General features: G+C 74.0%; 26 protein-coding genes. 3 read left to right on the top strand and 23 right to left on the bottom strand.

Features of this window, described 5'->3' with window-relative positions; translation table 11 throughout:
• Positions 1 to 111 precede the first annotated feature (111 nt).
• The 12 genes from O7602_RS16390 to O7602_RS16445 are packed head-to-tail and all read right to left on the bottom strand — an operon-like array spanning position 112 to position 10,292.
• The gene (locus O7602_RS16390; RefSeq protein WP_281583515.1) at positions 112 to 549 is read right to left on the bottom strand and encodes a RidA family protein; all 438 of its coding nucleotides are present in this window, start codon (positions 547 to 549) and stop codon (positions 112 to 114) included.
• Positions 546 to 1,277, bottom strand: coding sequence for a 4-oxalocrotonate decarboxylase (locus O7602_RS16395; RefSeq protein WP_281583516.1), 732 nt, complete (start codon positions 1,275 to 1,277; stop codon positions 546 to 548). Before O7602_RS16395 ends, O7602_RS16390 begins: the two co-directional genes overlap by 4 nt.
• On the bottom strand, positions 1,274 to 2,302 hold the full coding sequence (gene dmpG, locus O7602_RS16400; protein WP_281583517.1) for a 4-hydroxy-2-oxovalerate aldolase: 1,029 nt from the start codon (positions 2,300 to 2,302) through the stop codon (positions 1,274 to 1,276). Before dmpG ends, O7602_RS16395 begins: the two co-directional genes overlap by 4 nt.
• A complete protein-coding gene (locus O7602_RS16405) occupies positions 2,299 to 3,234 on the bottom strand; it encodes an acetaldehyde dehydrogenase (acetylating) (protein ID WP_281583518.1) in 936 nt (311 codons plus the stop codon). Before O7602_RS16405 ends, dmpG begins: the two co-directional genes overlap by 4 nt.
• Positions 3,231 to 4,025: a fumarylacetoacetate hydrolase family protein gene (locus O7602_RS16410; RefSeq protein WP_281583519.1), complete on the bottom strand. Its 795-nt coding sequence runs from the start codon at positions 4,023 to 4,025 to the stop codon at positions 3,231 to 3,233. The genes O7602_RS16405 and O7602_RS16410 overlap by 4 nt, the downstream gene beginning before the upstream one ends.
• Positions 4,022 to 5,533, bottom strand: a complete 1,512-nt coding sequence (locus O7602_RS16415; protein WP_281583520.1) for a 2-hydroxymuconic semialdehyde dehydrogenase — start codon at positions 5,531 to 5,533, stop codon at positions 4,022 to 4,024. The genes O7602_RS16410 and O7602_RS16415 overlap by 4 nt, the downstream gene beginning before the upstream one ends.
• Positions 5,534 to 5,548: 15 nt before the next feature.
• A complete protein-coding gene (locus tag O7602_RS16420; protein ID WP_281583521.1) occupies positions 5,549 to 5,815 on the bottom strand; it encodes a EutN/CcmL family microcompartment protein in 267 nt (88 codons plus the stop codon).
• Entirely contained in the window at positions 5,815 to 6,141 is a 327-nt protein-coding gene (locus O7602_RS16425; protein WP_281583522.1) for a BMC domain-containing protein, read from the bottom strand. The genes O7602_RS16420 and O7602_RS16425 overlap by 1 nt, the downstream gene beginning before the upstream one ends.
• A gap of 22 nt (positions 6,142 to 6,163) precedes the next feature.
• Entirely contained in the window at positions 6,164 to 6,454 is a 291-nt protein-coding gene (locus O7602_RS16430; protein ID WP_018783793.1) for a BMC domain-containing protein, read from the bottom strand.
• Positions 6,455 to 6,464: 10 nt separating this feature from the next.
• Positions 6,465 to 7,301 carry a 2-amino-5-chlorophenol 1,6-dioxygenase subunit alpha gene (locus tag O7602_RS16435; protein WP_281583523.1) on the bottom strand — a complete coding sequence of 279 codons (837 nt, stop codon included), beginning with the start codon at positions 7,299 to 7,301 and terminating at the stop codon, positions 6,465 to 6,467.
• Positions 7,294 to 8,277 carry a tRNA U-34 5-methylaminomethyl-2-thiouridine biosynthesis protein gene (locus O7602_RS16440; RefSeq protein WP_281583524.1) on the bottom strand — a complete coding sequence of 328 codons (984 nt, stop codon included), beginning with the start codon at positions 8,275 to 8,277 and terminating at the stop codon, positions 7,294 to 7,296. Before O7602_RS16440 ends, O7602_RS16435 begins: the two co-directional genes overlap by 8 nt.
• On the bottom strand, positions 8,274 to 10,292 hold the full coding sequence (locus O7602_RS16445) for a hydantoinase B/oxoprolinase family protein (protein WP_281583525.1): 2,019 nt from the start codon (positions 10,290 to 10,292) through the stop codon (positions 8,274 to 8,276). Before O7602_RS16445 ends, O7602_RS16440 begins: the two co-directional genes overlap by 4 nt.
• Positions 10,293 to 10,418: 126 nt before the next feature.
• On the opposite strand from O7602_RS16445, the gene O7602_RS16450 reads away from it, so the two are divergent.
• Entirely contained in the window at positions 10,419 to 11,243 is an 825-nt protein-coding gene (locus O7602_RS16450) for an IclR family transcriptional regulator (protein ID WP_281583526.1), read from the top strand.
• Positions 11,244 to 11,269: 26 nt separating this feature from the next.
• Here O7602_RS16450 and O7602_RS16455 read toward each other — a convergent pair whose 3' ends face one another.
• The 8 genes from O7602_RS16455 to O7602_RS16490 all read right to left on the bottom strand — a co-directional run bounded on the left by O7602_RS16455 (position 11,270) and on the right by O7602_RS16490 (position 21,256).
• Entirely contained in the window at positions 11,270 to 12,889 is a 1,620-nt protein-coding gene (locus tag O7602_RS16455; RefSeq protein ID WP_281583527.1) for a thiamine pyrophosphate-binding protein, read from the bottom strand.
• Positions 12,886 to 13,641, bottom strand: a complete 756-nt coding sequence (locus O7602_RS16460; RefSeq protein ID WP_281583528.1) for an enoyl-CoA hydratase/isomerase family protein — start codon at positions 13,639 to 13,641, stop codon at positions 12,886 to 12,888. Before O7602_RS16460 ends, O7602_RS16455 begins: the two co-directional genes overlap by 4 nt.
• On the bottom strand, positions 13,638 to 14,996 hold the full coding sequence (gene purB, locus O7602_RS16465; protein WP_281583529.1) for an adenylosuccinate lyase: 1,359 nt from the start codon (positions 14,994 to 14,996) through the stop codon (positions 13,638 to 13,640). The genes O7602_RS16460 and purB overlap by 4 nt, the downstream gene beginning before the upstream one ends.
• On the bottom strand, positions 14,996 to 16,558 hold the full coding sequence (locus O7602_RS16470; RefSeq protein WP_281583530.1) for a class I adenylate-forming enzyme family protein: 1,563 nt from the start codon (positions 16,556 to 16,558) through the stop codon (positions 14,996 to 14,998). Before O7602_RS16470 ends, purB begins: the two co-directional genes overlap by 1 nt.
• Before the next feature lie 4 nt (positions 16,559 to 16,562).
• Positions 16,563 to 18,572, bottom strand: coding sequence for a hydantoinase/oxoprolinase family protein (locus tag O7602_RS16475; RefSeq protein WP_281583531.1), 2,010 nt, complete (start codon positions 18,570 to 18,572; stop codon positions 16,563 to 16,565).
• A gap of 70 nt (positions 18,573 to 18,642) precedes the next feature.
• The gene (locus O7602_RS16480; protein ID WP_281583532.1) at positions 18,643 to 19,473 is read right to left on the bottom strand and encodes an ABC transporter permease; all 831 of its coding nucleotides are present in this window, start codon (positions 19,471 to 19,473) and stop codon (positions 18,643 to 18,645) included.
• Between the two features lie 2 nt (positions 19,474 to 19,475).
• Positions 19,476 to 20,303: an ABC transporter ATP-binding protein gene (locus O7602_RS16485; RefSeq protein ID WP_281583533.1), complete on the bottom strand. Its 828-nt coding sequence runs from the start codon at positions 20,301 to 20,303 to the stop codon at positions 19,476 to 19,478.
• Positions 20,300 to 21,256 carry an ABC transporter substrate-binding protein gene (locus O7602_RS16490; RefSeq protein WP_281583534.1) on the bottom strand — a complete coding sequence of 319 codons (957 nt, stop codon included), beginning with the start codon at positions 21,254 to 21,256 and terminating at the stop codon, positions 20,300 to 20,302. The genes O7602_RS16485 and O7602_RS16490 overlap by 4 nt, the downstream gene beginning before the upstream one ends.
• Positions 21,257 to 21,437: 181 nt before the next feature.
• Here O7602_RS16490 and O7602_RS16495 point away from each other — a divergent pair, with 181 nt between their 5' ends.
• Positions 21,438 to 22,364 carry a MaoC family dehydratase gene (locus tag O7602_RS16495; protein WP_281583535.1) on the top strand — a complete coding sequence of 309 codons (927 nt, stop codon included), beginning with the start codon at positions 21,438 to 21,440 and terminating at the stop codon, positions 22,362 to 22,364.
• 5 nt (positions 22,365 to 22,369) lie between these two features.
• Here the strand turns inward: O7602_RS16495 and O7602_RS16500 are convergent, their stop codons facing one another.
• The gene (locus tag O7602_RS16500) at positions 22,370 to 23,383 is read right to left on the bottom strand and encodes an SDR family oxidoreductase (RefSeq protein ID WP_281583536.1); all 1,014 of its coding nucleotides are present in this window, start codon (positions 23,381 to 23,383) and stop codon (positions 22,370 to 22,372) included.
• 150 nt (positions 23,384 to 23,533) lie between these two features.
• Between O7602_RS16500 and O7602_RS16505 the strand changes: the two genes are divergently transcribed.
• Complete coding sequence (locus O7602_RS16505; protein WP_281583537.1) at positions 23,534 to 25,306, top strand: glycoside hydrolase family 15 protein; 1,773 nt, start codon at positions 23,534 to 23,536, stop codon at positions 25,304 to 25,306.
• 5 nt (positions 25,307 to 25,311) lie between these two features.
• Here the strand turns inward: O7602_RS16505 and O7602_RS16510 are convergent, their stop codons facing one another.
• Both O7602_RS16510 and O7602_RS16515 read right to left on the bottom strand, forming a co-directional pair.
• On the bottom strand, positions 25,312 to 25,752 hold the full coding sequence (locus O7602_RS16510; RefSeq protein WP_281583538.1) for a PPC domain-containing DNA-binding protein: 441 nt from the start codon (positions 25,750 to 25,752) through the stop codon (positions 25,312 to 25,314).
• Entirely contained in the window at positions 25,749 to 26,114 is a 366-nt protein-coding gene (locus O7602_RS16515; protein WP_281583539.1) for a hypothetical protein, read from the bottom strand. The genes O7602_RS16510 and O7602_RS16515 overlap by 4 nt, the downstream gene beginning before the upstream one ends.
• Position 26,115: the final 1 nt, after the last annotated feature.

Raw genomic sequence — 26,115 nt, forward strand, 5'->3', positions numbered from 1 at the left:
AGCGACCTCGTCAGCTCACGTGGCCGAACAGCCTTCGGCGGTGGTTACACGCCGGTTAACGAATGTTCACGTTAACATCGAAGCTTGTCAAGGTGTGAGCGCGCGGCCCCGTCAGCGGCTCGCGCGGCGGTGCCCCACCGCCTGGATCTCGATGAGCAGGTGCGGGTGCGGCAACTGGTGCACCGCCACAGTGGTGCGGGTCGGGCCGGTCTCGTCGAAGTACTCGGCGTACACCTCGTTGTAGCCGCCGAAGTCGTTCATGTTGACCAGATAGGTGGTGACCTGGACCAGATCGGCGAGGTCGGCGTCGACGGAGCGCAGGATGTCGCGGATGGTGTCGAGGACGGCGCGGGTCTGCGCCCGGATGTCGAGGTCGGTGACGCCCATCGGGTCCACCCGGGCGCCGGCGATGCTGTTGTCCGGCCGGCGGCTGGAAATACCCGAGACGAAGATCAGGTCGCCGGCGACCCGGACGTGCGGGAACCGGCCGCGCGGCGTGGCCAGGCCGGGCACCACCCCGCCCGGGTCGGCCCCGCTCCGCCCGGTCACGACCCGACCCGCAGGGACGCCGTGCCGAGCTTCTCGACGGTGACCCGGACGTGCGCGCTGCCGCGCAGCGGGACGGCGGCGGTGGCCGCGCCGGCGAGCAGGACCGCGCCGTCGGCCAGGTCCACGCCGTACGCGCCGGCGAGCCGGACCGCGTCGGGCAGGGCCCGCCGGGGATCGCCGAGGATGGCCGCCGTCGACCCGACCTGGACGGCGCGTCCGTCGACCTCCAGCAGCACGCCGAGGTTGTCGATCCCGGCCGGCACCGGCTGCCAGGCGCCGAGCACGAAGCCGCTCGCCGAGGTGTTGTCGGCGACGACCTCGGGCAGCGTGAAGCGGAAGTCGACGTACCGGGAGTCGATGACCTCGATCGCCGGCGCGACCGCCGTGATCGCGCCGCCCTCGACGAGGAAGGCGACCTCCGGTTCCGCCTTCGGGTGGAGGTGGTCGGCGAGCCGGAGCGTGCCGCCGTCGGGGATGCGCATGGCGTCGGTGAGGCGACCCCAGATGACCTCGTCGACGCCCATCTGCGCCATCTTGGCCCGGCTGGTCAGCCCCAGCTTCAGCCCGACCGGGCGTTCGCCGCGGGCCACCCGGCGCGCGACGACGGCCTCCTGCACCTGGTAGGCGGTGGGCACGTCCAGGCCGACGTCGGCGCCGAGCTGCGGGACCGCGACCCGGCTGGTCGCCGCCGCGTCGAGACGCGCGGCGAGCTGGTCGACGGTGGTCATCGGTCCCCTCCGGTCCGGGCGGTGGCGGTGGCCAGGTCGAGGGCCACGTCGACGATCATGTCCTCCTGCCCGCCGACCATGCGGCGGCGGCCGAGTTCGACAAGGATCGAGCGGACGTCCACGCCGTAGCGCTCCGACGCCGATTCGGCGTGCCGCAGGAAGCTGGAGTAGACCCCCGCGTAGCCGAGGGTGAGCGTCTCCCGGTCCACCCGGACCGGCCGGTCCTGCAACGGCCGCACCAGGTCGTCGGCCGCGTCCATCAACGCGAACACGTCGCAGCCGTGCTCCCAGCCGTGCAGTTCGGCGACGGCGACGAACACCTCCAGGGGCGCGTTCCCGGCGCCCGCGCCGTGCCCGGCCAGGCTGGCGTCGACCCGGACGGTGCCGTGTTCGACCGCCGCCACGCTGTTCGCCACGCCGAGGGACAGGTTGTGGTGGGCGTGGATGCCGATCTGCGTCGCCGGGTCGAGGACCTGACGGTACGCGTCGACCCGCTCGGCGACGTCCCGGGTCAGCAGCCGGCCGCCGGAGTCGGTGACGTAGACGCAGTGCGCGCCGTAGGACTCCATCAGCTTCGCCTGCTCGGCCAGGGCCGCCGGCTCGTTCATGTGCGACATCATCAGGAACCCGGACACGTCCATGCCGTTGTCGCGCGCCCACCCGATGTGCTGCGCGGAGATGTCCGCCTCGGTGCAGTGCGTGGCGATCCGCACGCTCGTCACGCCGAGGTCGCGGGCGGCCCTGAGGTCGGCGATCGTGCCGATGCCGGGCAGCAGGAGCGTGGTCAGCCGGGCGGTGGTGACCGCCTCCGCCGCCGCCGCGATCCAGTCCGCGTCGGAGGCGGCCCCGTGCCCGTAGTTCACGCTCGAACCGGCCAGCCCGTCGCCGTGCGCGACCTCGATCGCCGCGACTCCGGCCGCGTCGAGCGCGGCGGTGATCGACCGGACCTGGTCGACGGTGAACCGGTGCCGCACCGCGTGCATGCCGTCCCGCAGCGTCACGTCCTGGATGTACAGCCCGGTCATGCCGGTACCTCCCGCTCGGCGCGTCGTGCGACCATCCGCTCCGCCGTCCGCAACGCGGCCGACGTCATGATGTCCAGGTTGCCGGCGTACGCCGGCAGGTAGTGCCCGGCCCCGGACACCTCCAGGAACACCGACACCTGCACCCCGGTGAACCGGCCGCCGAGCGCCGGCACGTAGGTGTCCACGGGGTCGAACTGCACCTGCTGCTTGAGCCGGTAGCCGGGCACGTACCCGGCGACGTCGGCGACCATCGCCTCGACCGACGCCGCGACGGCCGCCCGGTCGACGTCCGGGTCGGGGCACAGGCAGTAGACGGTGTCCCGCATCAGCAACGGCGGTTCCGCCGGGTTCAGCACGATGATCGCCTTGCCGGCGCGGGCGCCGCCGACGACCTCGATCGCCCGCGCCGTGGTCTCGGTGAACTCGTCGATGTTCGCCCGGGTGCCCGGGCCCGCCGAGCGCGACGCGATCGATGCGACGATCTCCGCGTACCGCACGGGTGTCACCCGGCCGACGGCAGCGACGACGGGTACGGTCGCCTGGCCGCCGCAGGTCACCATGTTCACGTTCGGCTCGTCCAGGTGCTCGTCCAGGTTGACCGGCGGCACCACGTACGGGCCGACCGCGGCCGGGGTCAGGTCGACCACCAGCCGGCCGTGCTCGCGCAGCAGCGCGGCGTGCCGGCGGTGGGCTCCGGCCGACGTCGCGTCGAACACCACCGCCACGTCGGCGAACTCCGGCATCGCCAGCAGCCCGTCGATCCCGTCGGCGGTGGTGGCCACCCCGAGCCGGCGGGCCCGCGCGAGGCCGTCGGAAGCGGGGTCGACCCCGACCATCGCCACCATCCGCAGCGACTCCGACAACCGCAACACCTTGATCATCAGATCGGTGCCGATGTTCCCCGACCCGATCACCGCCACACCCGTGCTCACTGCCCCACCCCCACACCGAAACAGACCCGGACCGAACCCAGACCGGAGATACGTGCCTCGTACGCCGCGCCGGCGGTGACCGGCACCATCGGCCCGAGCGCCCCGGACAGCACCACGTCACCGGCGACGAGCGGGGTGCCCGCGGCGGCCAGCTTCCGGGCCAACCACACGACCGCGTGCACGGGATGGCCGAGACAGGCCGCCCCGGCGCCGACCGACACCGGCTCCCCCGCGTGTTCGAGCACCATCCCGGCCAGCCGGAGGTCGACCTGCGACAGCGCGCGCGGCTGGTTGCCGAGGACGAACAGGCCCGAGGAGGCGTTGTCGGCGACCGTGTCCACGATCGAGATGTCCCAGTCCGCGATCCGGGAGTCCACGACCTCGATCGCCGGCAGGACGTGGTCGGTCGCCCGGATCACGTCAGCGGTGGTCGGCTGCTCGAAGGGCAGGTCCGCGCCGAGCACGAACGCCACCTCGGCCTCCACCCGGGGCTGCACCAGCCGGCCGAGGTCGATCTCGTCGCCGTCCGGGACCGCCATGTCCGCGTACAGCACCCCGAAGTCCGGCTGGTGGACGCCGAACGCCTCCTGCACCGCCCGCGACGTCAGGCCGATCTTCGCGCCGACCCGCCGCCGGCCGGCGGCCTCCCAGTCGGCGACCTGCGCCCGCTGCACCTGGTACGCCGCGTCGACGTCACCGACCGGCAGCAGGTCGCCGCGCAGCGGCGCGACCGGCTGCCCGGTCTCGTGGGCGGCGCGGAGCAGCGCCGCGGCCCGAACCACGTCGCTCATGACAGGTCCACGCAGACGTTCGTCAGTTCGGAGTAGAAGTTCAGCGAGTGGACGCCGCCCTCCCGGCCGACACCTGACGCCTTCACCCCGCCGAACGGGGTGCGCAGATCCCGCAGGAACCACGTGTTCACCCACACGATCCCGGCCTCCAGCCGGGCGCCGGCCCGGTGCGCCCGGCCCACGTCCCGGGTCCAGACGGTGCCGGCCAGCCCGTACTCGCTGTCGTTGGCCAGGGCGAACGCCTCGTCCTCGTCGTCGAACGGCGTCACGTGGCACACCGGGCCGAAGACCTCCTCCCGGTTGATCCGGGCGGTGGGGGCCAGACCGGTCAACACCGTCGGCTTGACGTAGGCGCCGCCGTCGCGGGCGTCGTCGAACCGGGGTACGCCGCCACCGGCGAGCACCGTCGCGCCGTCGGCGCGGGCCAGGTCGTAGTAGCCGAGCACCTTCTCCCGGTGCTGGTGCGAAATCAGCGGCATGTTCACCGTGGCCTCGTCGGCCGGCCAGCCGAACGTCAACTCGTCGGCCCGCTTCGCCAACCGCGCGGTGAACTCGTCGAACACCTGCCGTTGCACGAACAGCCGCTCGGTGCACAGGCAGACCTGACCGCCGTTGGTGAACGACGACCGGACCGAGCCCTCGACCGCGGCGTCGAGGTCCGCGTCCGCGAAGACCAGGCCGGCGTTCTTGCCCCCCAGCTCGAACGACACGGCCTTCACCCCGTCGGCCGCAGCCCGCATGATCGCCCCGCCGGTGGCCGACTCGCCGGTGAACGTGATCGCGTCCACCCCCGGGTGCCGGGTGAGGAACTCCCCGGCCGAGCCCGGCCCGAACCCGTGCACCACGTTGAAGACACCGTCGGGCACGCCCGCCGCCGCCATCACCTCGGCCAGTAGCGTGGCCGACGACGGCGTCTCCTCCGACGGCTTCACCACCACCGCGTTGCCGCAGGCGAGCGCCGGCGCGACCTTCCACGTCAGCAGCAGCAGCGGCAGGTTCCACGGCACGATCACCGCGACCACCCCGACCGGCTTGCGCACCGCGTAGTTGAGCGCCCGCCCGCCGGTCGGCGTGGCGGTGGTGAACGACTCCGTCGGCGCGGTCGCCACGATCTCGGCGAAGGCCCGGAAGTTGGCCGCGCCGCGCGGGATGTCGAGGGTCCGGGCCTGCGAGATCGACTTGCCGGTGTCACCGACCTCGGCCGCCACCAGGTCCTCGAACCGGCGCTCCAGTTCGTCGGCGACCCGGTACAGGACCGCGGCGCGGTCCCGCTCACCCATCCGGCCCCACGGCCCGCGCACCGCCGACCGCGCCGCGGCCACCGCCGCGTCCACGGTGGACTCGTCGGCCTCGGCGACGTGGCGGATGGTGTCGCCGGTGACCGGCGAGACCTTGGGGAAGCGCGCGCCGGACGTGTCGAACTCGCCGTCGACGAAGTTCGGCAGCACGGTCGGCTCGCCGGCCGGCCGGCCGGCGAGCAGGCTCGGGGACCAGAGCCCGTCGGTCATCAGGGGCACCTCTCGTCAGGCGGTGGTGGGCGCGGAGTCGGTGGCGTCGGGGTCGGCGATCAGGGCGACGACCGCGGCGTCGACAGTGGTCTCACCGGCCACCGCGGCGGCTGCCTCGTCGGTGACGACCAGGACGGTGGTGCCGACACCGACGTTCAGCGGATCGACGGCGACCAGGTCGGGGCCGTCGGGCCGGACCCGGACCAGGACGAGCCGCCGGCCCTGGAGCGGGGTCAGGATGCGGTCCGCCCACACCTTGCCGACGACCTCGCCGAGCACCATCAGCCTTCTCCGCGCAGGGCGGCCATGACCTCGCGGATCCGGGCGGTCTCCGGGCCGTCCAGCAGCGCCGCGGTGGTCGGGTGCGGCTTGGGGTAGATCTGCGAGCTGCGCAGCTCGCCGTGGGCCTTGACGGCGGCCTCGCCGGCCGAGACGGCCTGCCGGACGGCGGCGAGGGTGCCACGTACGGCGGCGGCGAGGTAGCCGCTGGTGACCCGTTCGACGCCGACACACCTGACGTCGGCAGTCTTGATCATGGCTTCGATGCCCGCCGAAAGGGCCACGATGCCGCGGGTCTCGATGATTCCGATAGCGATGTCGGACGACATGTCTGGTTCTCCTGTCCGGGCGTCAGTTGCCGACGAGTTGGGGGTCGGCCGCCAGCGCGCTGACGGCGTCGCAGGGGCTCGCGAAGACGATCGATCGCACCGAGCGGCTCTTGGCCCGCGCGGTCTCCTCACCGATGTCGACGGCTTCCTCGACGGTCGCGAGGTCACCGCGTACGGCGACGGCGACGATGCCGCCGCCGAGCCGGACGACCTTGGTCACCTCGACCTCGGTGGCCTTCACCATCGCGTCGACGGCGTCGAAGACGGGGGTGAAGCCTTCGGCTTCGACGAAGCCCACGGCCATGTTCCGCATGGTCTCTCCTCTAGTGGTCGGTCAGGTTCCAGGACAGGACTGCGCCGCCGGTGCCCCAGATCGGGCCGTAGGCGTGCAGGTGAGCCGGGCCGGTGGCCGCGTTCGCGCCGGCGGCGAAGGCCAAGGCCCGGAACTGGCTGTCGGCCTGCGCCTGCCGGGCGAAGTCCTCCCGCACGGCGAGCGCCTCGTCGACCTTGCCGCTGGTGAGCAGGTCGATGATGCGGGTGTTCCACTGCTCGTGGCCGGGTTCGCCGATGCGGTCCTGGCCGGGCTCGATCCACTGTTGGAGGAGCCCGGAGGACATCCCGGTCACCACGACGACGGCGGCGCGCAGGCCGGCGTCGCGCGCGGCGGCGGCGCCGGCCCGGCCCACCTCGGCGAGCGTCCCGGCGTCGGCGTAGAGGTTGCAGGAGACCTGCGCCCAGCGGAGCTTGCGCTCCGGGTCGAGCAGCGCGGAGGTGACGATGGTGCCGGCGTCGATCGGGAACCCCTCGTAGCGGGTCCGCCGGGCCTGCAACCCGCCGGCCTGGACCCGGTCGGCCCAGCGTTCGGTGAAGTCGACGTCGAACCGCAGGTCGTAGTCGAGCACGCCGTAGTCGTAGGCGTACCAGTTCTCGTCGACGTGCTGGCCGCGCGGGTTGGGGTCGCACTGGAACTGGTGGCCGAGGACGGTGAACCACTGGGTCGACAGCAGCAGCACCACGTCGGGGTCGAGGCGGCGCAGCCGGGCGCCGACGTCGCGGGCCCCGTCGGCGAGCGCCGACCAGCTCGGCGCGGGGTCGTCGGCGAGCAGGTGCGGCATGCCGGGCAGCAGCGCCCCGGCGACGATCCCGGTCCGGTCAGCCATGGTGGCTCCCCTCGGGCAGCCACTCCACCACCGCGTTGCCGGTGCCGATGATCGTGCCGTAGCCGAGCACGTCGCCGGCGACCTTCGGCCAGCCCATCGCGGCGAGCATCCAGGTGAGGCTGCCGGCCTTGGTCTCCGAGGCGGTCGCCTCGATGTGTTCGACGATGAGTTCGCGCAGCGGCGCGGTCGGCCCGCGCCGGATCGCCTCCAGCAGCTTCATGTCCCACCGGTACTGGTGGTTGTTGTACGGGTGTTCCCGTTCCATGTCCTCGGGCAGTTCGGGTTCCTCGTGCCAGTGCAGGTGCGACAGCGAGTTGGAGGCGAGCAGCACGGCCCGCCGCCCGGTGGCCTCGACGGCCCGCCGGGTGGCCTCGCCCAGCACCTCCATCTCCTCCAGCGACGCGTCGGAGTAGAAGTACGGGTTGTTGTTCGCCGACAGCGACACCACCGGGATGTCCCAGGCCGGGTTCGCCAGGTGCAGGGCGCCGATGGTGGCGTAGTCGACGCGTACCCGGGGGTCCCGCATCGTGCGGGTGACCAGCCCGAGCCCGCTGGCCTCCGCGGCGATCGCCTCGCCGAGTTCGACGTCGCTGCGGAAGTCGTAACGGTAGCGGAACAGGTGCGGGAAGATCGGCTCGACGGAGATGCCGCGCGGGTTCGGCACGCAGTTGACGTGGTGGCCGACCATGGTGATCCAGTGCGGGGCGTGGACGATGAGCACGTCGGGCTTGTGCACCTCGCGGATGCGGGCCCGCAGTCGCTCGTACGCCCAGCGCAGCGTCTCCCACCCGCCGGTGGACCGGGGCTCGTTCTGCGGCGGGTTCTCGCCGTAGATCAGGTGTGGGGGGTGCGGGCTGAGGCAGCCGGCGACGATGCCGCACCGTGGCGGCGCGGTGGTGGTCGGCTGCGGGGCCCGGGGGGCGGTGGTGGCGCCGCCGCGGGCCGGTGCCAGCGGCACCCGGAATACCTTGCTCATGACCGTCCTCCCCCGGCGAGCACCCGCACGTAGGAACGGTCGTGCGGGGCGGTGCCGAGAATCTGGAGCCCGTCGTCGTCGAGGGCGAGTTCATCCGCGGCCAGGGCCGCGTCGTGCCGGATCCAGGCCCGCAGCGGGGCCGGATGTCCACCGTGGACCTCGACGAGGGTGTCCTCGGCGAGGCCGCTGCCGGGGGCCACGTACGCCAGCCGCCGCTGCCCGCGCCGACCGGTGTAGGCCGGGTGGGCGGTGACCGTGGTGCGCAGCCAGCGCCGTTCCTCGCGCAGCCGCGCCCGGCGGGCGGTGGTCGCGGTCGCGTCGACGTGGCCGGCCGGGTCGAGCACGACGCCGTAGCGCCGCTCGGCCTCGGCGGCGGTCAGGTATTCCTGGGCGACGTCCTCGGCCACGTCCTCGGGCAGCCGCTCCAGCGGGTCGCCCCAGCCCCCGCCGCCGGCCGACTCCATCACCAGCACGTCACCGGCGCGCATCGGGAAACCGGCGACCTTGCCGGGGGTGGCGAAGTCGACGCGCTCGCCGTCGGGCCGCCGGATGTGGGTCACGGTGGGCGCGCCGGGCCCGCCGTGCCGCAGCCCGTACGGCGGGACCGTGGTCCGGTCGGTCTGCACCGAGTACGCGCCGCCGCTTGCGAGCAGGCGGGTCTCCCGGCGGCTGCCGAGCCCGCCGCGGCGTACCCCGTCGCCGCAGGAACCGACGCGCAGCTCGCACGCCTCGACGAGGATCGGGATCTCGGTCTCCAGCCGTTCGACGGACTGGATGGTGGAGATGTCGCCGAGGTCGACGGGGTTCATCGCGCTCGGTCCGTCGGATTCGAGGAACCCGCCGTTGCCACCCGCCGGGTAGTCGTAGTAAAGGTAGGGCCGTCCGGTGTGCTCGTCGACGCCGCCGATGAGGTTCTGGAAGGTGGTGCCGAACTGGTCGGCGGCGATGAGGTCGGGCGCGACCTGGCTGAGGGCGGCCATGACGGCCGAGATGACCCGCTTGCGGACCTCGCTGTGCGCGTTGGCCGGGGCCGGATAGCTGACGTGCGCGACGGTGCCCGGCTCGGTGAGCACCCGCAGCGGCCGGAACGCGCCGTGGTTGACCAGGCCGCCGGGGTCCAGTGCCGACTTGACCGCGATGAAGACGCCCGCGACGGTCATCGCGCGGGAGGAGTTCACCACGGCCGCCACCTGTTTCGACGAGCCGCGGAAGTCGGCCTCGATCTCGTCGCCGTCGACGGTGAGCCGGCACCGCACGATGGCGGCGTCGTAGTCCCCGTCGGTGTAGAGGTCGAGGTAGTCCTCGTAGTGGTAGGTGCCGTCGGGCAGGGCCCGGATCATGTCGCGCAGCCGCTGCTCGGTGCGGTCCATGTTGGCGGCGACGGATTCGCCGATCAAATCGGCGCCGTGGCGGGCGACGAGTTCGCGCAGCCGCCGTTCGGCGGTGTGGCAGGCGGCGATGCTGGATTCGAGGTCGCCGCGGCGTTCCTCGGCCATCCGCACGTTGGCGAAGACGATGTCGAACGCGGCCCGGTTGGGCCGGCCCTGTTCGATCAGCCTGATCGGCGGGATCCGCAGCCCCTCCTGGAGGATCTCGGTGGCCTGGCCGGAGACGCTGCCCGGGGTCATGCCGCCGATGTCCGCCCAGTGCATGCGCACGCAGGGGAAGAGGAAGAGCTTCCCGTCGACGAAGACCGGGCTGATCAGGGTCACGTCGTTGAGGTGGCTGCCGCCGCGGTAGGGGTCGTTGACGATGTAGAGGTCGCCGGGGCGCATCTCGTCGGCGAAGTCGGCGAAGATCTCGGCGACCGAGGCCGGCATGGCGATGACGTGACCGGGCATGTCCCGGCCCTGGGCGACCATCTGCCCCTGCGGGTCGAACAGCGCGCACGAGAAGTCCTGCGCGTCGGCGATCACCGGCGAGTGCGCCGTGCGGAAGATCGTCTGTCGCATCTCCCGGACGATCGAGATGAGACCTTCGGTGACGACTTCCAGGTCGATCGGGTTCACAGTCATGCGAATGCCTCACTGGTTCCGGTTCGCTGCCGGGCTGGGACCATCGGGCTGGACCATCGGGCTGGACCATAATGTGGTCCTAGAGTTATATTATGAAACCTAGCAACCGAGAAGGTGGGAAGCAAGATGTCGTACGCCACTGACGCCGGCCCGGACGCCGGGCCGCTCCCCCGCGAGTCCGGCACGCAGGCGCTGGACCGCGCGCTCAGCGTGCTGCTCGCCTTCCGCGGCACCGAGGCCGAACGCAAGGTCAGCGACGTCAGCCGGGAACTCGGCCTGCACAAGTCGACCGCCAGCCGGCTGTTCCGCGCGCTCGCCGACGCCGGTTTCCTGCACCGCAACGAGGAGAACGGGAACTACCGGCTCGGGGTCACCGTGTTCGAGCTCGGCGCGCGCTACCTCGCCGGCCTCGACCTGCACACCGTCGCCCGCCCGCTGGTGCACCGGCTGGCCGAGGAGGAGGGCGAGAGCGTCAACCTGTCGGTCCGGGAGGGCCTCGACGCGATCTCGCTGCACGTCGTGCAGGGCACCCGCAACCTCCAGCTCGTCTCCCGGCTCGGCCGGCGCATCCCGCTGTGGTGCAGCGCCGCCGGCAAGGCCCTGCTGATCGACTCCGACGAGGCGGCGCTGCGGGCCATGCTCGCCACCGCGCCGTTCACGGCCCTGACCGGCAACACCATCACCGACCTGGACACGTTCGTGGCCCGGATGGCGACCGTCCGGCAGCAGGGCTGGGCGCTCAACGACCAGGAGAGCGAGGAGGGGCTGCGGGTCGTGGCCGCCCCGGTCCGCGACCGCCACGGCCGGGTCACCGGCGCGATAAGCATCTCCGGCCCGATCTTCCGGCTCGACGAGACCCGGGTGGCGGAACTGGCCGCGGCGGCCCGCCGGACCGCCGACGAGCTGTCCCACCAGCTCGGCCACGGCTTCGGCGACGTCTGGGGCGACTGAGACGGTCGCCGGGGCGGCTGGGGCGGTCAAAACTTCTCCTGCACCACGTCGGGGCGGATCCGCACGTGCAGCACCGCCGGCCCGGCCAGCGGCAGCACCTCGTCGAAGGCCGCCCGCGCGCCCGCCGGGTCGGTGACCGTCCACGCCGGCAGCCCGAGCGCGCGGGCCACCGCCGCGAGGTCCCGCGCGGGGAAACGGGCCAGCGCCGGGTCCACCCCGCGCGGGGCCAGCTTGCGCACCTCCGCGCCGTAAGCGGCGTCGTCGAGCAGCACCAGCAGCACCGGCGCGCCGACCCGGGCCAGGGTGTCCAGCTCGCCGAGCCCGGTGAGCAGGCTGCCGTCGCCCTCGAAGGCGACCACCGGCCGGTCGGGCCGGCCCACGGCGGCGCCCACCGCGAACGGCAGCCCCACGCCGATGCTGCCGAACTCCCACGGCGCGAGGAACGACCTGTCGGTCGCGGCCGAGTCGAGCAGCAGGTTGGGCCAGCCGCCGAAGTGACCGACGCCGACCACTGTGGTCCGCTCGCGCGGCAGGCGCTCGGCGCAGATCCGGATGAATTCCCGGGGATCGATCCGGCCCGGCCGGGACCCGATGTCCAGGCCCGCGAACGGGTCGGCGACCGCCAGTTCGGCGGCCAGGTCCGGGCTGCGCCACTCCGGCCGCGCCACCGGCGTCAGCGCCGCCGACATCGCCCGGGCCGTCTCCCCCGCGTCGCCGACCACCCCGGCGGCCACCGGCCAGCGGGCCCCGATCGCCGCCGGATCGACGTCCACGCCGACCACCACCGCGTCCGGGAAGAGCGCGCCGTGGTCGGCGGTCCACCGGTTGAGCCCGGCGCCGAACGTCACCACCAGGTCCGCCCCGGCCAGGGTCCGCCGGGTCAGCGGCCGGGACAGCCCCCCGGCCACCCCGAGGTCGTACGGGTGCCCGGTGAACAGGCCGGCGGCCATCAGCGTGGTGGCGAGCAGGGCCCCACTGCGGTCGGCGAGTTCCCGGATCGCGGCGGCGGACGGTTCGGCGCCCCGGCCGGCGAGCAGCACCGGGCGGTGCGCCGACCGCAGCCGTCGCGCCAGCGCCTCGACGTCGGCCGGATCCGGCACGAGCGGGCGCGGCGCGCGGGGCGCCACCGGCGGCGCGAGCACCGGGCCGGGTGGCGCCGGCGCGTCGGCCAGGTCGATCGGCACGTTCAGCACGACCGGGCCGGGCCGCTCGCGGGCCGCCCGGAAGGCCAACCCGACGTCGCGTACGGCGGTCGGGGCGGCGGCCACCGGTACGAACGTGCCGGCGGTCGCCAGCGCGTACGGCTGCTGGTCGAAGTGCTGCACGTGCAGCGGGTCGCCGGGCGGGGTGTCGCCGGCGATCAGGACCAGCGGGGTGCGGGCCTGCCGGGCGATGGTCAACGCCGCGCCGGCCACCGCCAGCCCCGGCCCCTGGGTGACCGTGGCGACCGCGCACCGGCCGGTGCTGCGGGCGTACCCGTCGGCCATCATCACCGCGGCGTTCTCGTTGCGGGCCGCGACGAAGCGCACGCCGTGCCGCTGCACCAGGTCGGCGACGAGGAACATGTTGGCGTCGCCGAGCAGGCCGAACACGGTGTCGACGCCGTGCGCGACGACGGCGTCGGCGATCGCCTCGAAGACCTTCACCGCGCACCCCCGTCGAGGTAGTCGCCCGGCGGGCGCAGCGCCACGCTCAACGCGCCGAGGTAGGAGTCGTTCGCCACCGCGTCGAACCGCGGGCCGGCCAGCCGGGCGGCGCGTTTGGTCATCGACCGGCCGACCGGCGAGGTGGCGAGCAGCCGGTCCGTGATGCGGTCGACGGCGTCCGGCAGCCCGCCGGCGTCGACCACGCCGGTGACCAGGCGCAGGTCAAGCAGTTCGGCGGGTTCGACCCGCTCGCCGAGCAGCAGCCAGCGCTTGGCCAGGTCCGCGCCGACCAGGTCGGCGAGGATCGCCATGCCGCTCCAGGTCAACGGGATGCCGAAGGTCACCTCGGGGAAGGTGAAGAACGTGCTGTCGGCGGCCACCCGCAGGTCGGAGGCGAGCCCGAGCACGGCGCCCGAGCCGATCGCCGGCCCGTTGAAGGCGGCGACCGTGGTCTGCTCCAACCGATACCAGCGTTCGACGAGTTCGGCGGTGCGGCGCTGCACGTGCATGGTGGTCCCGGCGTCGAGCCCGGCCAACTCCCGCAGGTCGGTGCCGGCGCAGAACGCCGTCCCCGCGCCGGTCAGCACCACCACCTCGACGGTGCGGTCCCGGCCGAGGTCGTGCAGCACGTCCTCGAAACGGGCGAGCATGGCGAGGTCGAAGCTGTTGCGGCGGGACGGCCGGTTCAACGTCACCCGGGCCAGTCGCCCGGAGTGGTCCACCAGCACGGACTGGTCAGTGGTCATGGTCATGGTGACTCCGAGGTCAGAAGGGCCCGGTCGACGAGCGCGGCGGCGTGCCCGACGTACGACAGCGGGTCGAGCAGCCCGGCCAGGTCGGCGCCGGGCAGGGCGGCGGCCACCTGCGGGTCGGCGCGCAGCACGTCGGCGAACGGCCGGTTCTGTTCCAGGCTGTCGCGGACGATCCGCATCACCAGGTGGTGGGCCTGTTCCCGGCCGAGTGGCTCGGCGAGGCGGAGCATGACCGCCTCGGAGAGCACCAGCCCGCCGGTGAGGTCCAGGTTGGACCGCATCCGGTCCGGGTTGACGCCGAGGTCGCCGAAGACCTCGACCAGCCGTTCCAGCGCGCCGCCGATGAGGATGAAGCACTCCGGCAGCAGCTTCCACAGCGTCATGCCGACGCCCATGTCGCGGTCGTCCTGGGCGACCATGGTCTGCAACGCCAGCGGCACCTGCGCGCGCAGCGTGCCGGCGGCGGCGATCACCGCCTCGCACCGGATCGGGTTGCGCTTGTGCGGCATCGTGCTGCTGCCGACCTGGGTGGCGCGCTGCGGCTCGTACGCCTCACCGACCTCGGTGCGCCCGAGGAAGTAGACCTCCCGGGCCAGCTTCTCGGCGCTGGCGGCGACCAGCCCGAGGACCATCAGGCACTCGGCGAACCGGTCCGACGTGGCGTGCCACGGGGTGTCCGCGACGCCGAGGCCGAGTTCGTCGGCCACCGCGCGTTCCAGGGCGAACGCCTGCGGGCCGTAGCCGGCCATCGTGCCGGCGGCTCCGCCCATGCTCGTCACGAGCAGCCGGGCCCGCATCTGGGCCAGCCGCGCCCGGTGCCGTTGCAGCTCGCTCTGCCACACCGCGCAGCGCAGCCCGAACGTGGTCGGCAGCGCCTGCTGGCCGTGGGTGCGGGCCGGCATCGGGGTGGCCCGGTGCCGCAGCGCCAACCGGCGCAGGATGCGCACCAGCTCGTCGACCTGGCGCGCGACGATGTCCAGGCCGGCCCGGGCCCGCAGCACGAACCCGGTGTCCATCACGTCCTGGGTGGTCGCGCCGAGGTGGACGTAACGGCCGGCGTCGTCGGAGCACGCGGCGGTCAGCGCCCGGACCAGCGGCACCAGCGGGTGCACGGTGTCCGCGGCGTCGGCGGCGAGCACCGCCGTGTCGAGCCGGTCGAGCCGGGCCGCGTCGGTGATGGCCCGGGCCGCGGTCGACGGGATGACGCCGAGGCCGGCCTGGGCGCGGGCCAGGGCCGCCTCGACGTCGAGCCAGGACTGCATGAGCTGACGGTCGTTGAAGACCCCCCGCATCTCGGCGTTGCCGAAGAAGCTGGTGACGGTCAACGAGTCCAGGAAACACGAGCCGAGTTGCATCAGCGCTCCTCCTCACCGGTGAGCAGGCCGAGCGCGGCGCGCCTGTCGACCTTGCCGGACGGCAGCAACGGCAGGCCCGGCACCGTGCGGATCAGCGTCGGCACCTTGTGCCGGGCCAGTCGGGCGGCGGCGGTCGCGGCGAGCCGGTCGGGGTCGGCCTCGGCGCCCGCGGCGGCGACGACGAGCACGCCGACCTCCTCGCCCCACCGCGGCGACGGCACCCCGAGCACACACACCTGGGCGACCGTCGGGTCGTCGAGCAGCGCCGCCTCCACCTCGGCCGGGCTGACGTTCTCGCCGCCCCGGATGATCAGTTCCTTGACCCGGCCGGTGAGGGTGAGGACCCGGTCGCCGTCGAGCGCGCCCAGGTCACCGGTACGCAGCCACCCGTCGTCGGTGAGCGCGGCCCGGGTGGCGACCGGGTCGTCGAGGTAGCCGGCGGTCACCGACTCGCCGCGTACCAGCAGCTCGCCGGGCTGGCCGGCGGGCAGTTCGGTCCGGGTGCCCGGCGCGACGACGACGGCGCACAGGTCCGGCACGATCCGGCCGACGGTGTCGCCGGGCGGGCCGCAGCTTCCGTCCCCGGGGTCGACGCTTATCGTCGGCCCGGCCTCGGTCTGCCCGTAGATCACCGCGATCCGGTCCAGCCCGAACACCCGCCGGGTCCGGGCGAGCAGCGCCGGCGCGCACGCGGCGCCGCCGAGGAAGCCGACCCGCAGCGAGGACAGGTCGAAGCGCTCGGGCGCGGGCTCGACGGTGTCGGCGAGCATCGTCGCCATCGTCGGCACGGCCTGGAGCACGGTGCACCGGTGCCGGGCGATCTGGGCCAGCACCGGCTCGGAGCGGAACCGGCGGACCGACACCCACAGCGCCCCGGTGACAAGCGCCAGCACGGCGCCGCTGCCGAGGCCGGCCGCGTGCGCCAGGGGCAGCGGCGAGGCGATCCGGTCGTCAGCGCCGAGCCGGGCGGCGTCGGCCGTCCAGCGGGCGTTGGCGACCAGGTTGCGGGCGCTGAGCGCCACCATCTTGGCCGGGCCGGTCGAGCCCGAGGTGAACTGGATGTTCAGGGTCGCGTCGGGGTGTCCGGCCGGGGCCGGCGCCGGGCCGGCCCAGCCGGGCAACCCGGACAGGTCGTCGCCGAACGTGTGCCAGCCGTCCGGGCGGGCGTCCGGCGGCAGGGCGGCGACCGCCCGCGCGGCGGTGGCCCCGCCGTCGCGGTCCCGCACCCGGTCGGCGACGAAGAGCCGGCGGGGGCGGCTGCGGGCCAGCGCCGCGGTGAGTTCCGCCGCGGTCAGGGCCGGATGCAGGGTCACCAGCGCGGCGCCCCGCCAGGCCGCGGCGGCCAGCAGGACCAGCCAGCCGAGGCCGTTCTCGGCCCACACCGCGACCCGGTCGCCGCGACCGACCCCGAGCGCGGCGAGCACCCCCGCGCCCCGACCGGCGAGGTCGGCGAACTCGCCGGCCGACACCGGTCGGTCCCAGTCGTCGAAGACGTACAACGGACGGTCCGGTGCCTGGGCGGCGCGGTCCAGGACGGTGGCGTCGAAGGCGGGCGGGATCACCGGATCACTCCTTGACGAGCAGCAGGTTTCCGTGGTCGTCGACGGTCGCGGTCCACCCGGCGCCGACCACGGTCGTGCTGCCGTTCTCGCGGACCACCGCCGGGCCGGGCACCGCGCAGCCGGGGGCCAGCTCGACGCGCCGCCGGACGGTGGCGTCGACCCAGCCGTCCGCGCCGTAGATCCGGGTGCGCCCCGGCTCCGACGACGCGCCCGCCGGGGGCGCGAAGCGTACGGCGGGTCGCGGGCCGAACGCGGTCAGCCGGCAGTTGACGATCTCGGCGGGGTGCCCGGACCGGGCGTACGCGTACCGCTCGGCGTAGGCGGCGTGGAACGCCTCCACCAGCTCCTCGGCGGTCGCCGGCACGTCGGGGACGGGCACGGCCAGGTCGAACGACTGGCCCCGGAACCGCATGCCGACCGACAGGCCGAACGTGACCTCGTCGGGTTCGACCCCGTCCTCGGCCTTGAGCTGGGCCCGCGCCGTGTCGCGCAGCTCGGCCACGGCGTCGCGGACGGCGGCCAGCCCGGTCTCGTCGGCCGGGACCAGCACCGTCCGCACGTAGTCGTGGCGGGCCTGGGCGGTGACGAAGCCGAGCGCGGAGAAGTTGCCCGGCACCGGCGGCACCAGCACCCGGCGGATGCCCAGCTCGTCGGCGAGCGCGGTGGCGTGCATCGGGCCCGCGCCGCCGAACGGCATCAGCACGAAGTCGCGCGGGTCGTGGCCGCAGGCGACGGAGATCTCCTTGATCGCGCTCGTCATCTTGACGGTGGCGATGGTGAGGATGCCGTGCGCCAGCTCCAGGTCGTCGAGGCCGAACTCGCCGGCCAGCCGGCTCATCGCCGCGCGGGCGGCGGCGACGTCGAGGCGTACCTCGCCGCCGAGGCTCTCCTGCGGGTCGAGGTGACCGACGACCAGGTGCGCGTCGGTGGTCGTCGGCTCGGTGCCGCCCCGGCCGTACGCGGCCGGGCCGGGGGTCGAGCCGGCGCTGCGCGGCCCGATCCGCAGTTCCCCGCCGAGGTCGCGCCAGGCGATCGAGCCGCCGCCGGCGCCGATCGTGTTGATCTCGACCTGGAAGGTGCGGTTCGGGTAGCCGGCGATCTTCCCGTCGTTGGTCATCAACGGGGCGCCGTTCTTGATCAGGCAGACGTCGGTGCTGGTGCCGCCGATGTCGCAGGTGATCACGTTCGGGTAGCCGGCCAGCCCGGCGACGTGGACGCTGGCGGCGACCCCGCCGGCCGGGCCGGACAGCGCCAGGTTGATCGGCAGCCGGCCGGCCTCGTCGGTGGAGACGACCCCGCCGCTGCTGGTCATGATCGACAGCGGCTGGGCGTAGCCGCCGTCCGCGAGCGCGGTGCCGAGCCCGCGCAGGTAGTCGGCGACCGTCGACCGGACGCTCGCGTTGAGCACGGTGGTCGCGAACCGCTCGTACTCGCCCTGCTCCGGCACCACGTCCGAGGAGATCGTGCAGACCAGGCCGGGGTGACGCTCGGCGAGCCGGGCGGCGGCGGCCCGTTCGTGCGCCGGGTTGCGGTAGGAGTGCAGCAGGCAGACGGCGACCGCCGTCGGGCCGGCGGCGGCCACCCGGTCCAGCACGGCGTCGAGGTCGGCGGGGTCGACCGGGCGGACGACGCTGCCGTCGGCGCCGATACGCTCCCGCAGCACGTGCCGCAGCCGGCGCGGGGCCAACGGCGGGCGCGCCGCCTCCTTGACGCTGTAGAGCTGCGGCCGGTGCCCCAGCCCCATCTCCAGGACGTCCCGGAAGCCCTCCGTGGCCACCACGCTCACCGGCTCGCCGGAGCCCTCCAGCAGCGCGTTTGTCACCCGGGTGGTGCCGTGGACGAAGCGGTCGACCTCGTCGAGGCGGACGCCGAGCTTGGCCAGGCCCTCGAAGATGGCCGCGGCCGGGTCGTCCGGCGTGGACAGGGTCTTGGCCTCGGCGAGCCGGGCGGTGGCCGGCTCGTACACGATGACGTCGGTGAAGGTGCCACCGATGTCGACGCCGATGCACAGCATGGCGAGCCTTTCGCTAGTGGTGGGCGCGCGGACCCGGGCGGCCGTCGGGCCGCCGGCACGGTCGGTCGGATCAGAAGGTGACGCCGTAGCGGCGCAGGGTCCTGCTGGTGACGGCCCGCAGGATCCAGTCGAAGAGGTAGCCGAGCAGGCCCAGGGCGATGATGCCGACGAAGACCCACTCCGTCTTGGCGTAGTTGCGGGCGGTCCAGATGAGCGAGCCGAGGCCGCTCTGCGCCGCCACGATCTCGGCGGAGACGATCGTCAGGAACGAGTTGCCCATGGCCAGCCGCGCGCCGGTGACGACGTGCGGGACGGTCGACGGCAGCACCACCGAGACCAGGGTGCGGGCCGGGTTGGCGCCGAGCGCCCGCGCGGCCCGCAGCCGCAGCTCGTCGACCGACAGGACCCCCGCGAGGGTGTTCAACGCGACGATGAAGACGGTGGTGTAGAAGATCAGCGCGATCTTCGACGCCTCGCCCGGGCCGAGCCAGATGATCGCCAGCGTGACGAAGGCGATCGGCGGCACGAACCGGAAGAACTGGATGTACGGGTCCACCATCAGCCGCAGCCACGGCACGCAGCCCATGAGCAGCCCGACCGGTACGCCGATCACCACACCGAGCGCCCAGCCGGTCAGGATCCGGGTGGACGAGGCGCTCACCGAGCTCCACAGCGTGCCGTCCTGGACCAGGTCGACCGCGCCCCGCCAGGTGAGCAGCGGCGACGGCAGGAAGAAGGCGGTGTAGTTGCGGCTGACCAGGTCCCAGACGACGACGCCGAGCACCACCGACAGGACCGACAGCCCGACCCGGGTCAGCCGGGGCCCGGGCCGGCGCCGGCGGGCCGGACCGGGAGTGTCCCGACCGGTCCGCTCCGCCACCGTACGTACGTCCACGCTCATGGTCACGCCTCCCTGTCGCCGCCGGTGGGCCGGCCGTCGTGCCCGTCGTCCAGCCCCTGGGCCTGCAACGTCCGGGCCACCTCGGCGCCGATGTCCTCGCGCAGCAGGCGGAAGAGCGCGGCGCTCGCCGGGTCGGTCAGGTCGCGCGGGCGGGGCAGGTCGCACGGGTAGACGTTCTTGATCGCCGCGGACGGGCCGGCGGTCATCGTGACGATCCGGTCGCCGAGCAGGATCGCCTCGCCGATGTCGTGGGTGACGAACACGATGGTGGCGCCGGTCTCCCGCCAGATCCGGTCGAGTTCGACCTGCATCACCAGCCGGGTCTGCGCGTCGAGCGCGCCGAACGGCTCGTCCATCAGCACCACCGACGGCTCGTTGGCGAGCACCCGGGCCAACTGCGCGCGCTGGCGCATGCCGCCGGAGAGTTGGCCGGGGAACCGGTCGGCGCTGTGGCTGAGTCCGACCATGGCCAGGTAACGGTCGACCGCGGTGGCCCGCTGCGCCTTGCCCACGCCCCGCATCCGCGGACCGAAGTCGACGTTCTGCCGCACGGTCAGCCACGGGAACAGGGCCTCGGCGCTCTGGAACACCACGCCCCGCGACACGTCGGGGCCGGTGACCTGCGCGTCCGCGCAGGTCACCGCCCCGCCGGCCGGCCGGACGAAGCCGGCGATCGCGTTGAGCAGCGTCGACTTGCCGCAGCCGCTGGGACCCAGCAGGCAGACGAACTCCCCACCGGCGATGTCGAGGTTCGCCTCGCGGACCGCCTCGAAGTCGCCGAACCGGATGTCGACGTCGCGCACCGAGACCGGGGATCCGGAGCGGTTCACGCCACCCCCCGGACCATGACGTTCCCCGCCTCGACCTTCTCGTTCACGATCTTGTTGTCCAGCTGGAACTGGGCGATCTCGTTGTAGCGCTTGATGTCCTCGTCGGTGAAGTCCCGGACCTGGCACTGCACGCCCTTGAGCAGGTTCTGCGCCTCGGCCGCCGGCACCTTGATCGCCTTCTCGGTGACCGTGCCCGCCTTGGCCGGGTCGGCGGTGAGCTGCTCGCACGCCTTGCCGACGGTGTCGACGACCTTCTTGGCCGTCTCCTTGTTCGCCTCGTACCAGGCGCCGTCGACGCCGATCACCAGGTTGTAGACGTACCCGATGTCACCGCTGGTCAGCAGCACCTTGCCACCGTTGGCGACACCCCGCGAGGGCCACGGCTCCCACATGATGTAGCCGTCGATGTCGCCGCGCTGCAACAGCGCCGGCATCTCGGCGGGTGAGGCCTTGACGAACTCGACCGCGTCGCGGCTGATGCCCTTGTTGTCGAGGACCTTGTTGGTGGCGTACTCGTTCACGGTGCCCGGCACGACGCCGTACTTCTTGATGCCGGCGACGTCGGTGATGCCGGAACGGGCGACGAGCTTGATGAAGTCGGGGGACTGCGAGAACACCGCGAGTCCCTTGATGTCACCACGGGCGGACCGGTTGAGCAGGCTCGACTCGGTGCTGGCGGTGACCTGGCCCTGCTTCGCCAGGATCGCGTCGAGCCCGCCCGTGCCCTCCTGGTACTGGGTGACGGTCACGTCGAGGCCGGCCTCCTCGAAGAGCTTCTCCTGGTCGGCCAGGTAGATCGGCGAGTACGCCGGGTCGACTCCGACCCCGAAGTTCACGGCGGCTGCGGGCGCGCCGCTGTCGCCGCCGCCGGACTCCCCGGCGGACTGGTTCTCCGAACACGCCGACACGGCGACGGTCATCAGCAGGGCTGCGGCCGCGGCTTGCACTCGCATTCTCATGGCTACCCCAGACTTCAGCGGCTCATATTGTGGTCTTGGTTGCTTAATATGGGACGCTACTGTGAGCCGCTTTACAACGTCAAGGTCTTCGTCCGACGGGCTTTCACCACAGAGAGTAGGCAAGCCCGGCCCGATTCCCCCATCCCACCGCCCGCGCATCGGGGAGGGAACACCCATGGAGCACCTGAACAACCCGCCTGGTACGGCGAATCCGAAATCTCGGCCGTTGATGAGCCAGCACAATCCGGTAACGGAACGTGTCGAGGGGTCCGCAGCTACCCGACTTTCTTCACCCGGCTGTTACGCGCCGACGACCACCGAGCGGACGTGGACGACCTCCGACACCATCCGCTACGCCCTCGGCGTCGGCGCCGGACAGACCGACCCCGCCGACGAACTGCGGTTCACCACGGAGAACTCCACCGGCCACCCGCACGCCGTCCTGCCGACCTTCGCCACCCTGCTCGCCGCCGACCCGCCGTACCTCGGCGAACCGGCCGCCGTCCGGCACGCCGGCGAGACCCTGACCCTGCACCGGCCGCTCCCACCCGCCGGCCGGGCCCACGTCACCGCCGTCGTCACCGGCGTCCACGACCGCCGCTCCGGGACCCTGGTCCACCACCGGTCGCAGATCCACGACCCCGACGGCACCCCCCTGGCCACCGTCGAGCGGACCATGTTCGTCATCGGCGCCGCCGCCGACGGCCGGCGCGCGTCGGCCCCGGCCCGGCCGCGCCCGGCCGGGCCGCCCGACCACACCGCCCGCCACCGCATCCGCCCCGACCAGGCCCTGCTCTACCGGCTCAACGGCGACCGCAACCCGCTGCACTCCGACCCGGCGGTGGCCACCGCCGCCGGTCTCCCCGGCCCGATCCTCCACGGCCTGTGCACGTACGGCTTCGCCGCCCGGACGCTGCTCCACGCGGTGGCCGGCGGCGAGCCCGACCGGGTACGCCGGATCAGCGCCCGGTTCAGCGCACCGCTGTTCCCCGGTGACACCCTCACCGTGCTGATGTGGCTCCGGCCCGGTGGCGCGCTCTTCGCGGCGCTCGACGGCCGGGGTCGGCAGGTGCTCGACCGGGGCGTGCTCGACCTGCGGTGAGGGCTTCAGGTCCGGCGCCAGGCGAGGACGCCGGCCGCCGTGCCGAGCACGCCGGCGGCCACCCCCACCCGGTGCCGGGAGAGCCACGCCTGCGGGCTGTGGCCGTACGCCCGGGAGGAGAAGTCGCCCCGCGCGCCGTAGTCGTGCCCGCCGGGCCCGTCGAGGGGGTGCCAGAGGTTGTTCGGCCGGTCGGGATCGGCCGGGCGGCCGGTCTGCTGGGACTTGTAGCCGGTGCGGGCCAGGTAGCGGTCCAGCAGCCCGGGGGCGACCCGGTTGCCGAGGATGGTCAGCGCGGTGGAGGCGCCGACCCAGTACTCGCGCCGGCCGGGCCGGTCGGCGGCGCCGACGATCGCGCGGGCGGCCACCTCCGGCTCGTAGATCGGCGGCACCGGCTCGGCGTGCCGGGGCAGCCGGGACAGCAGCCAGTCGAACTGCGGGGTGTTCACCGCCGGCAGGTGCACCATGGTCACCTTGACGTTGCTGCGCTCGTGCATCAGCTCGCAGCGCAAGGACTCGGTGAACCCGACGATGGCGTGCTTCGCCCCGCAGTAGGCCGCCTGCAGGGGGATGCCCCGGTAGGCAAGCGCGGAACCGACCTGCACGATGGTGCCCCGGTCGCGGGGGGTCATGTGGGACAGCGCGACCCGGGTGCCGTGCACGTAGCCGAGGTAGGTGACCTCCATGGCCCGGCGGAACTCCTCCGGCCGGGTCTGCTGGAACGGCGCGAAGACGGAGCTGAAGGCGTCGTTGATCCACAGGTCGATCGGACCCAGTTCCGCCTCGATCCGCCGCCCGGCGTCGACGACCTGGTCGTAGTCGGCCGTGTCGACCTCGATCGGCAGGGCCCGGCTGCCCGCGGCGCGTACCTCCTCGGCGGCGGCGTCGAGCCCGACCCGCCCGCGGGCCAGCAGCGCGATGGCGATGCCGCGCCGGGCCAGCAGCCGTACCGTGGCGCGGCCGACGCCCGCGCTGGCTCCGGTCACCACCGCCACCTGGATGTCCTGCCGCCGCCTGCCCATCTCGTCTCCCGTCGTCGAGTCCTGCTGCCCGCACTACCCGTCGGCGCCCGGCCCAGTCATCCCGGCGGCGTCGATTCGGGTTGTCCGCGCGTGTCAGGGCGGGCCGGGCGGGTACCGCACGCCACGGACACCGACGAGAGGGGCGACACCATGGCCGCAGCGGACGCCGACCAGCCGGCCGGCGGCACCACACCGGCGGTGCTGCGGGACTACGCGCTGCTCGGCGACGGGCACCGGGGTGCGCTCGTCGGCCCCGGCGGCGACGTCGCCTGGCTGTGCGCGCCCGGCTGGTCCGATCCGGCGGTGTTCAGCGCGCTGCTCGGCGGGGCGGGCCGGTACCTGGTCGCGCCGGCGGCGGACCGGTTCGTCTGGGGCGGGCACTACGAGCCGGGCTCGCTGATCTGGCGCAGCCGGTGGGTCACCGGGGACGGGATCGTCGAGTCCCGGGAGGCGCTGGTCTTCCCGGGGGAGGCGGGTCGCCTGGTGCTGCTGCGCCAGGTCCACGCGCTCGACCGGCCGGCGCGGGTGCGGGTGGTGCTGGACCCGCGGGCCGGCTTCGGCCGGGAGCCGGTGCGGGACGTGACCCGCGACGGCGAGCGGTGGCTCGCCCGCACCGGCGGGCTGCACCTGCGGTTGCAGGGCGGTGGCCGGCTGCACCCGGACCGGCACGGCTTCCTGGCCGGTGAGCTGACGGTCCCGGCGGGCGGCCGGCACGACCTGGTGCTGGAGCTGGCCGCCGACCCGCTCGACCGGCCGTGCGAGTCGCCCGGGGAGCTGTGGCGCGCCACCGAGCAGAACTGGGCGTCGGCGGTCCCGTCGCTGGACGGGCCGGCGGCCCGGGACGCCACGCTCGCCTACGCGGTGCTGCGCGGCATGACCCGCCCGGGCGGCGGCATGGTCGCCGCCACCACCACCGCCCTGCCGGAGCGGGCGATGGCGGGCCGCAACTACGACTACCGGTACGCCTGGATCCGCGACCAGTCCTTCGCCGGCCAGGCCGCCGCGCTGGTCGGGCGCTACGACCTGCTCGACGACGCGGTCGCGTTCCTCACCGATCGGGTGCTGGCCGACGGCGACCACCTCGCGCCGGCGTACACGGTCGGGGGTGGGCCGGTGCCGCCGGAGGAGGAGCTGGACGGCCTGCCCGGCTATCCGGGGGCGGGCGCCCGCACCGGCAACTGGGTGCGCGGCCAGTTCCAGCTCGACGCGTTCGGCGAGGTGCTGATGGTGCTGGCCGCCGCGCAGCGCCGCGACCGGCTCGACAGCGACGGCCGGCGGGCGATGCGGGTGGCCGCCGAGGCGATCGAGCGGCGCTGGGCGCAGCCGGACGCCGGCATCTGGGAGTTGCCGCCGCGGCAGTGGACGCACTCGAAGCTGACCTGCGTGGCGGGGCTGCGGGCGGCGGCGCGTACCGCGACGGCGGGGCCGGACGCGCGCTGGTCGGCGCTTGCCGACCGGATTCTCGCCGACGCCGCCGCGCACGGGCTGGCCGCGGACGGGCGCTGGCGGCGCGCGTACGACGACGACCGGGTCGACGCCGCGTTGCTGCTGCCCGGCATCCGGGGGGCACTCCCGCCGCAGGATCCGCGCACCGACCGGACCCACCGGGCGGTCATCGCCGACCTGGCCCGGGACGGCTACCTCTACCGGTTCCGTCCGGACCGGCGACCGCTCGGCGACGCCGAGGGCGCGTTCCTGCTGTGCGGGTTCGCCGCCGCGCTGTCCGCGTGGCAGGCCGGCGACGCGGTGGGCGCCAACCGGTGGTTCGAACGCAACCGGGCCGCCTGCGGCCCGCCGGGCCTCTACACCGAGGAGTACGACGTGCGGCAGCGCCAACTGCGCGGCAACCTGCCCCAGGGGTTCGTGCACGCGCTGATGTTGGAGACCGCGGTGACGCTCGGCCAGGTGGAGCCCTGCCGCTGACCGCCCTACCGGCCGGGTCCGGCGATGAGCGCCAGCCCGGTCTCCGGGTCGACCCGCTTGGCCAGCTCGGGGGCGACCTCGGTGACGATCACCTCAAGCGTCGGCCACACCCGGGCCGAGAGCAGGTGACCGCCGACGGTGCTGCCGTCGGAGCGGCCGAGCACCGCGTGCACGTGCAGGGCCGGCGCGCCGTCGCGGGCGGCGACGTCCCCGACCAGCGACAGCACCTCCACCTGCTCGCGGACCGGGATGGGCCGGTAGTCGCCCCGGTCCCGGTCGAACCAGCCGACCTCGGCCTCCTGGAAGCCGCCCACGGCGGTGACCCGGCCGGCGCGCAGGTCGTGCCGGCGCAGCGCGTCACCGATGGCGGTGACCGGCTCGTCGCCCTTGTCACAGACGACGACCAGCACCCGGCCGGTCGGCTGGTGCAGTTCCTCGGTCCTCACGGCTTCTCCTCTCGTACTACGGTCGCGCCGAGCGCCGCCCAGGCGGCGGCGACGGCCGCGTCGGCGAGCGCGGCGTGTCGCTGCCGCCGGTCGACCGCGGCGAGGGCGAGGGCGGTGAGCGCGTGGACGCCGTCGACCGCCGCGCCGGCGGCGAGCACGCCCGGCGCCGGCCAGCGCAGGACGACCGCGGTCTGGGCGAGGTGCCGGGCGCCCAGCACCCGCAGCGTCGTCGTCGCGGCGGTGGTGGCCGGGCCGACCGGCCGCAGCAGCGTGCCGGGGGCGAGCAGCAGCAGGGCGCCCCAGGCGAACCGGCCCGTCACCGCCGCGCCGCGCAGCGCCCGTCCCGGTCGTCGACGTCCCACC

The sequence above is a fragment of the Micromonospora sp. WMMD1128 genome (assembly GCF_027497235.1).
GTDB lineage: Bacteria > Actinomycetota > Actinomycetes > Mycobacteriales > Micromonosporaceae > Micromonospora.

Excerpts from the sequence above, each read along its gene's own strand:
- O7602_RS16395 (WP_281583516.1), bottom strand. The coding sequence starts at position 1,277 with ATGACCACCGTCGACCAGCTCGCCGCGCGTCTCGACGCGGCGGCGACC.
- dmpG (WP_281583517.1), bottom strand. The coding sequence starts at position 2,302 with ATGACCGGGCTGTACATCCAGGACGTGACGCTGCGGGACGGCATGCAC.
- O7602_RS16410 (WP_281583519.1), bottom strand. The coding sequence starts at position 4,025 with ATGAGCGACGTGGTTCGGGCCGCGGCGCTGCTCCGCGCCGCCCACGAG.
- O7602_RS16415 (WP_281583520.1), bottom strand. The coding sequence starts at position 5,533 with ATGACCGACGGGCTCTGGTCCCCGAGCCTGCTCGCCGGCCGGCCGGCC.
- O7602_RS16420 (WP_281583521.1), bottom strand. The coding sequence starts at position 5,815 with ATGGTGCTCGGCGAGGTCGTCGGCAAGGTGTGGGCGGACCGCATCCTG.
- O7602_RS16425 (WP_281583522.1), bottom strand. The coding sequence starts at position 6,141 with ATGTCGTCCGACATCGCTATCGGAATCATCGAGACCCGCGGCATCGTG.
- O7602_RS16430 (WP_018783793.1), bottom strand. The coding sequence starts at position 6,454 with ATGCGGAACATGGCCGTGGGCTTCGTCGAAGCCGAAGGCTTCACCCCC.
- O7602_RS16435 (WP_281583523.1), bottom strand. The coding sequence starts at position 7,301 with ATGGCTGACCGGACCGGGATCGTCGCCGGGGCGCTGCTGCCCGGCATG.
- O7602_RS16440 (WP_281583524.1), bottom strand. The coding sequence starts at position 8,277 with ATGAGCAAGGTATTCCGGGTGCCGCTGGCACCGGCCCGCGGCGGCGCC.
- O7602_RS16445 (WP_281583525.1), bottom strand. The coding sequence starts at position 10,292 with ATGACTGTGAACCCGATCGACCTGGAAGTCGTCACCGAAGGTCTCATC.
- O7602_RS16450 (WP_281583526.1), top strand. The coding sequence starts at position 10,419 with ATGTCGTACGCCACTGACGCCGGCCCGGACGCCGGGCCGCTCCCCCGC.
- O7602_RS16460 (WP_281583528.1), bottom strand. The coding sequence starts at position 13,641 with ATGACCATGACCACTGACCAGTCCGTGCTGGTGGACCACTCCGGGCGA.
- purB (WP_281583529.1), bottom strand. The coding sequence starts at position 14,996 with ATGCAACTCGGCTCGTGTTTCCTGGACTCGTTGACCGTCACCAGCTTC.
- O7602_RS16475 (WP_281583531.1), bottom strand. The coding sequence starts at position 18,572 with ATGCTGTGCATCGGCGTCGACATCGGTGGCACCTTCACCGACGTCATC.
- O7602_RS16480 (WP_281583532.1), bottom strand. The coding sequence starts at position 19,473 with ATGAGCGTGGACGTACGTACGGTGGCGGAGCGGACCGGTCGGGACACT.
- O7602_RS16490 (WP_281583534.1), bottom strand. The coding sequence starts at position 21,256 with ATGCGAGTGCAAGCCGCGGCCGCAGCCCTGCTGATGACCGTCGCCGTG.
- O7602_RS16495 (WP_281583535.1), top strand. The coding sequence starts at position 21,438 with ATGGAGCACCTGAACAACCCGCCTGGTACGGCGAATCCGAAATCTCGG.
- O7602_RS16500 (WP_281583536.1), bottom strand. The coding sequence starts at position 23,383 with ATGGGCAGGCGGCGGCAGGACATCCAGGTGGCGGTGGTGACCGGAGCC.
- O7602_RS16505 (WP_281583537.1), top strand. The coding sequence starts at position 23,534 with ATGGCCGCAGCGGACGCCGACCAGCCGGCCGGCGGCACCACACCGGCG.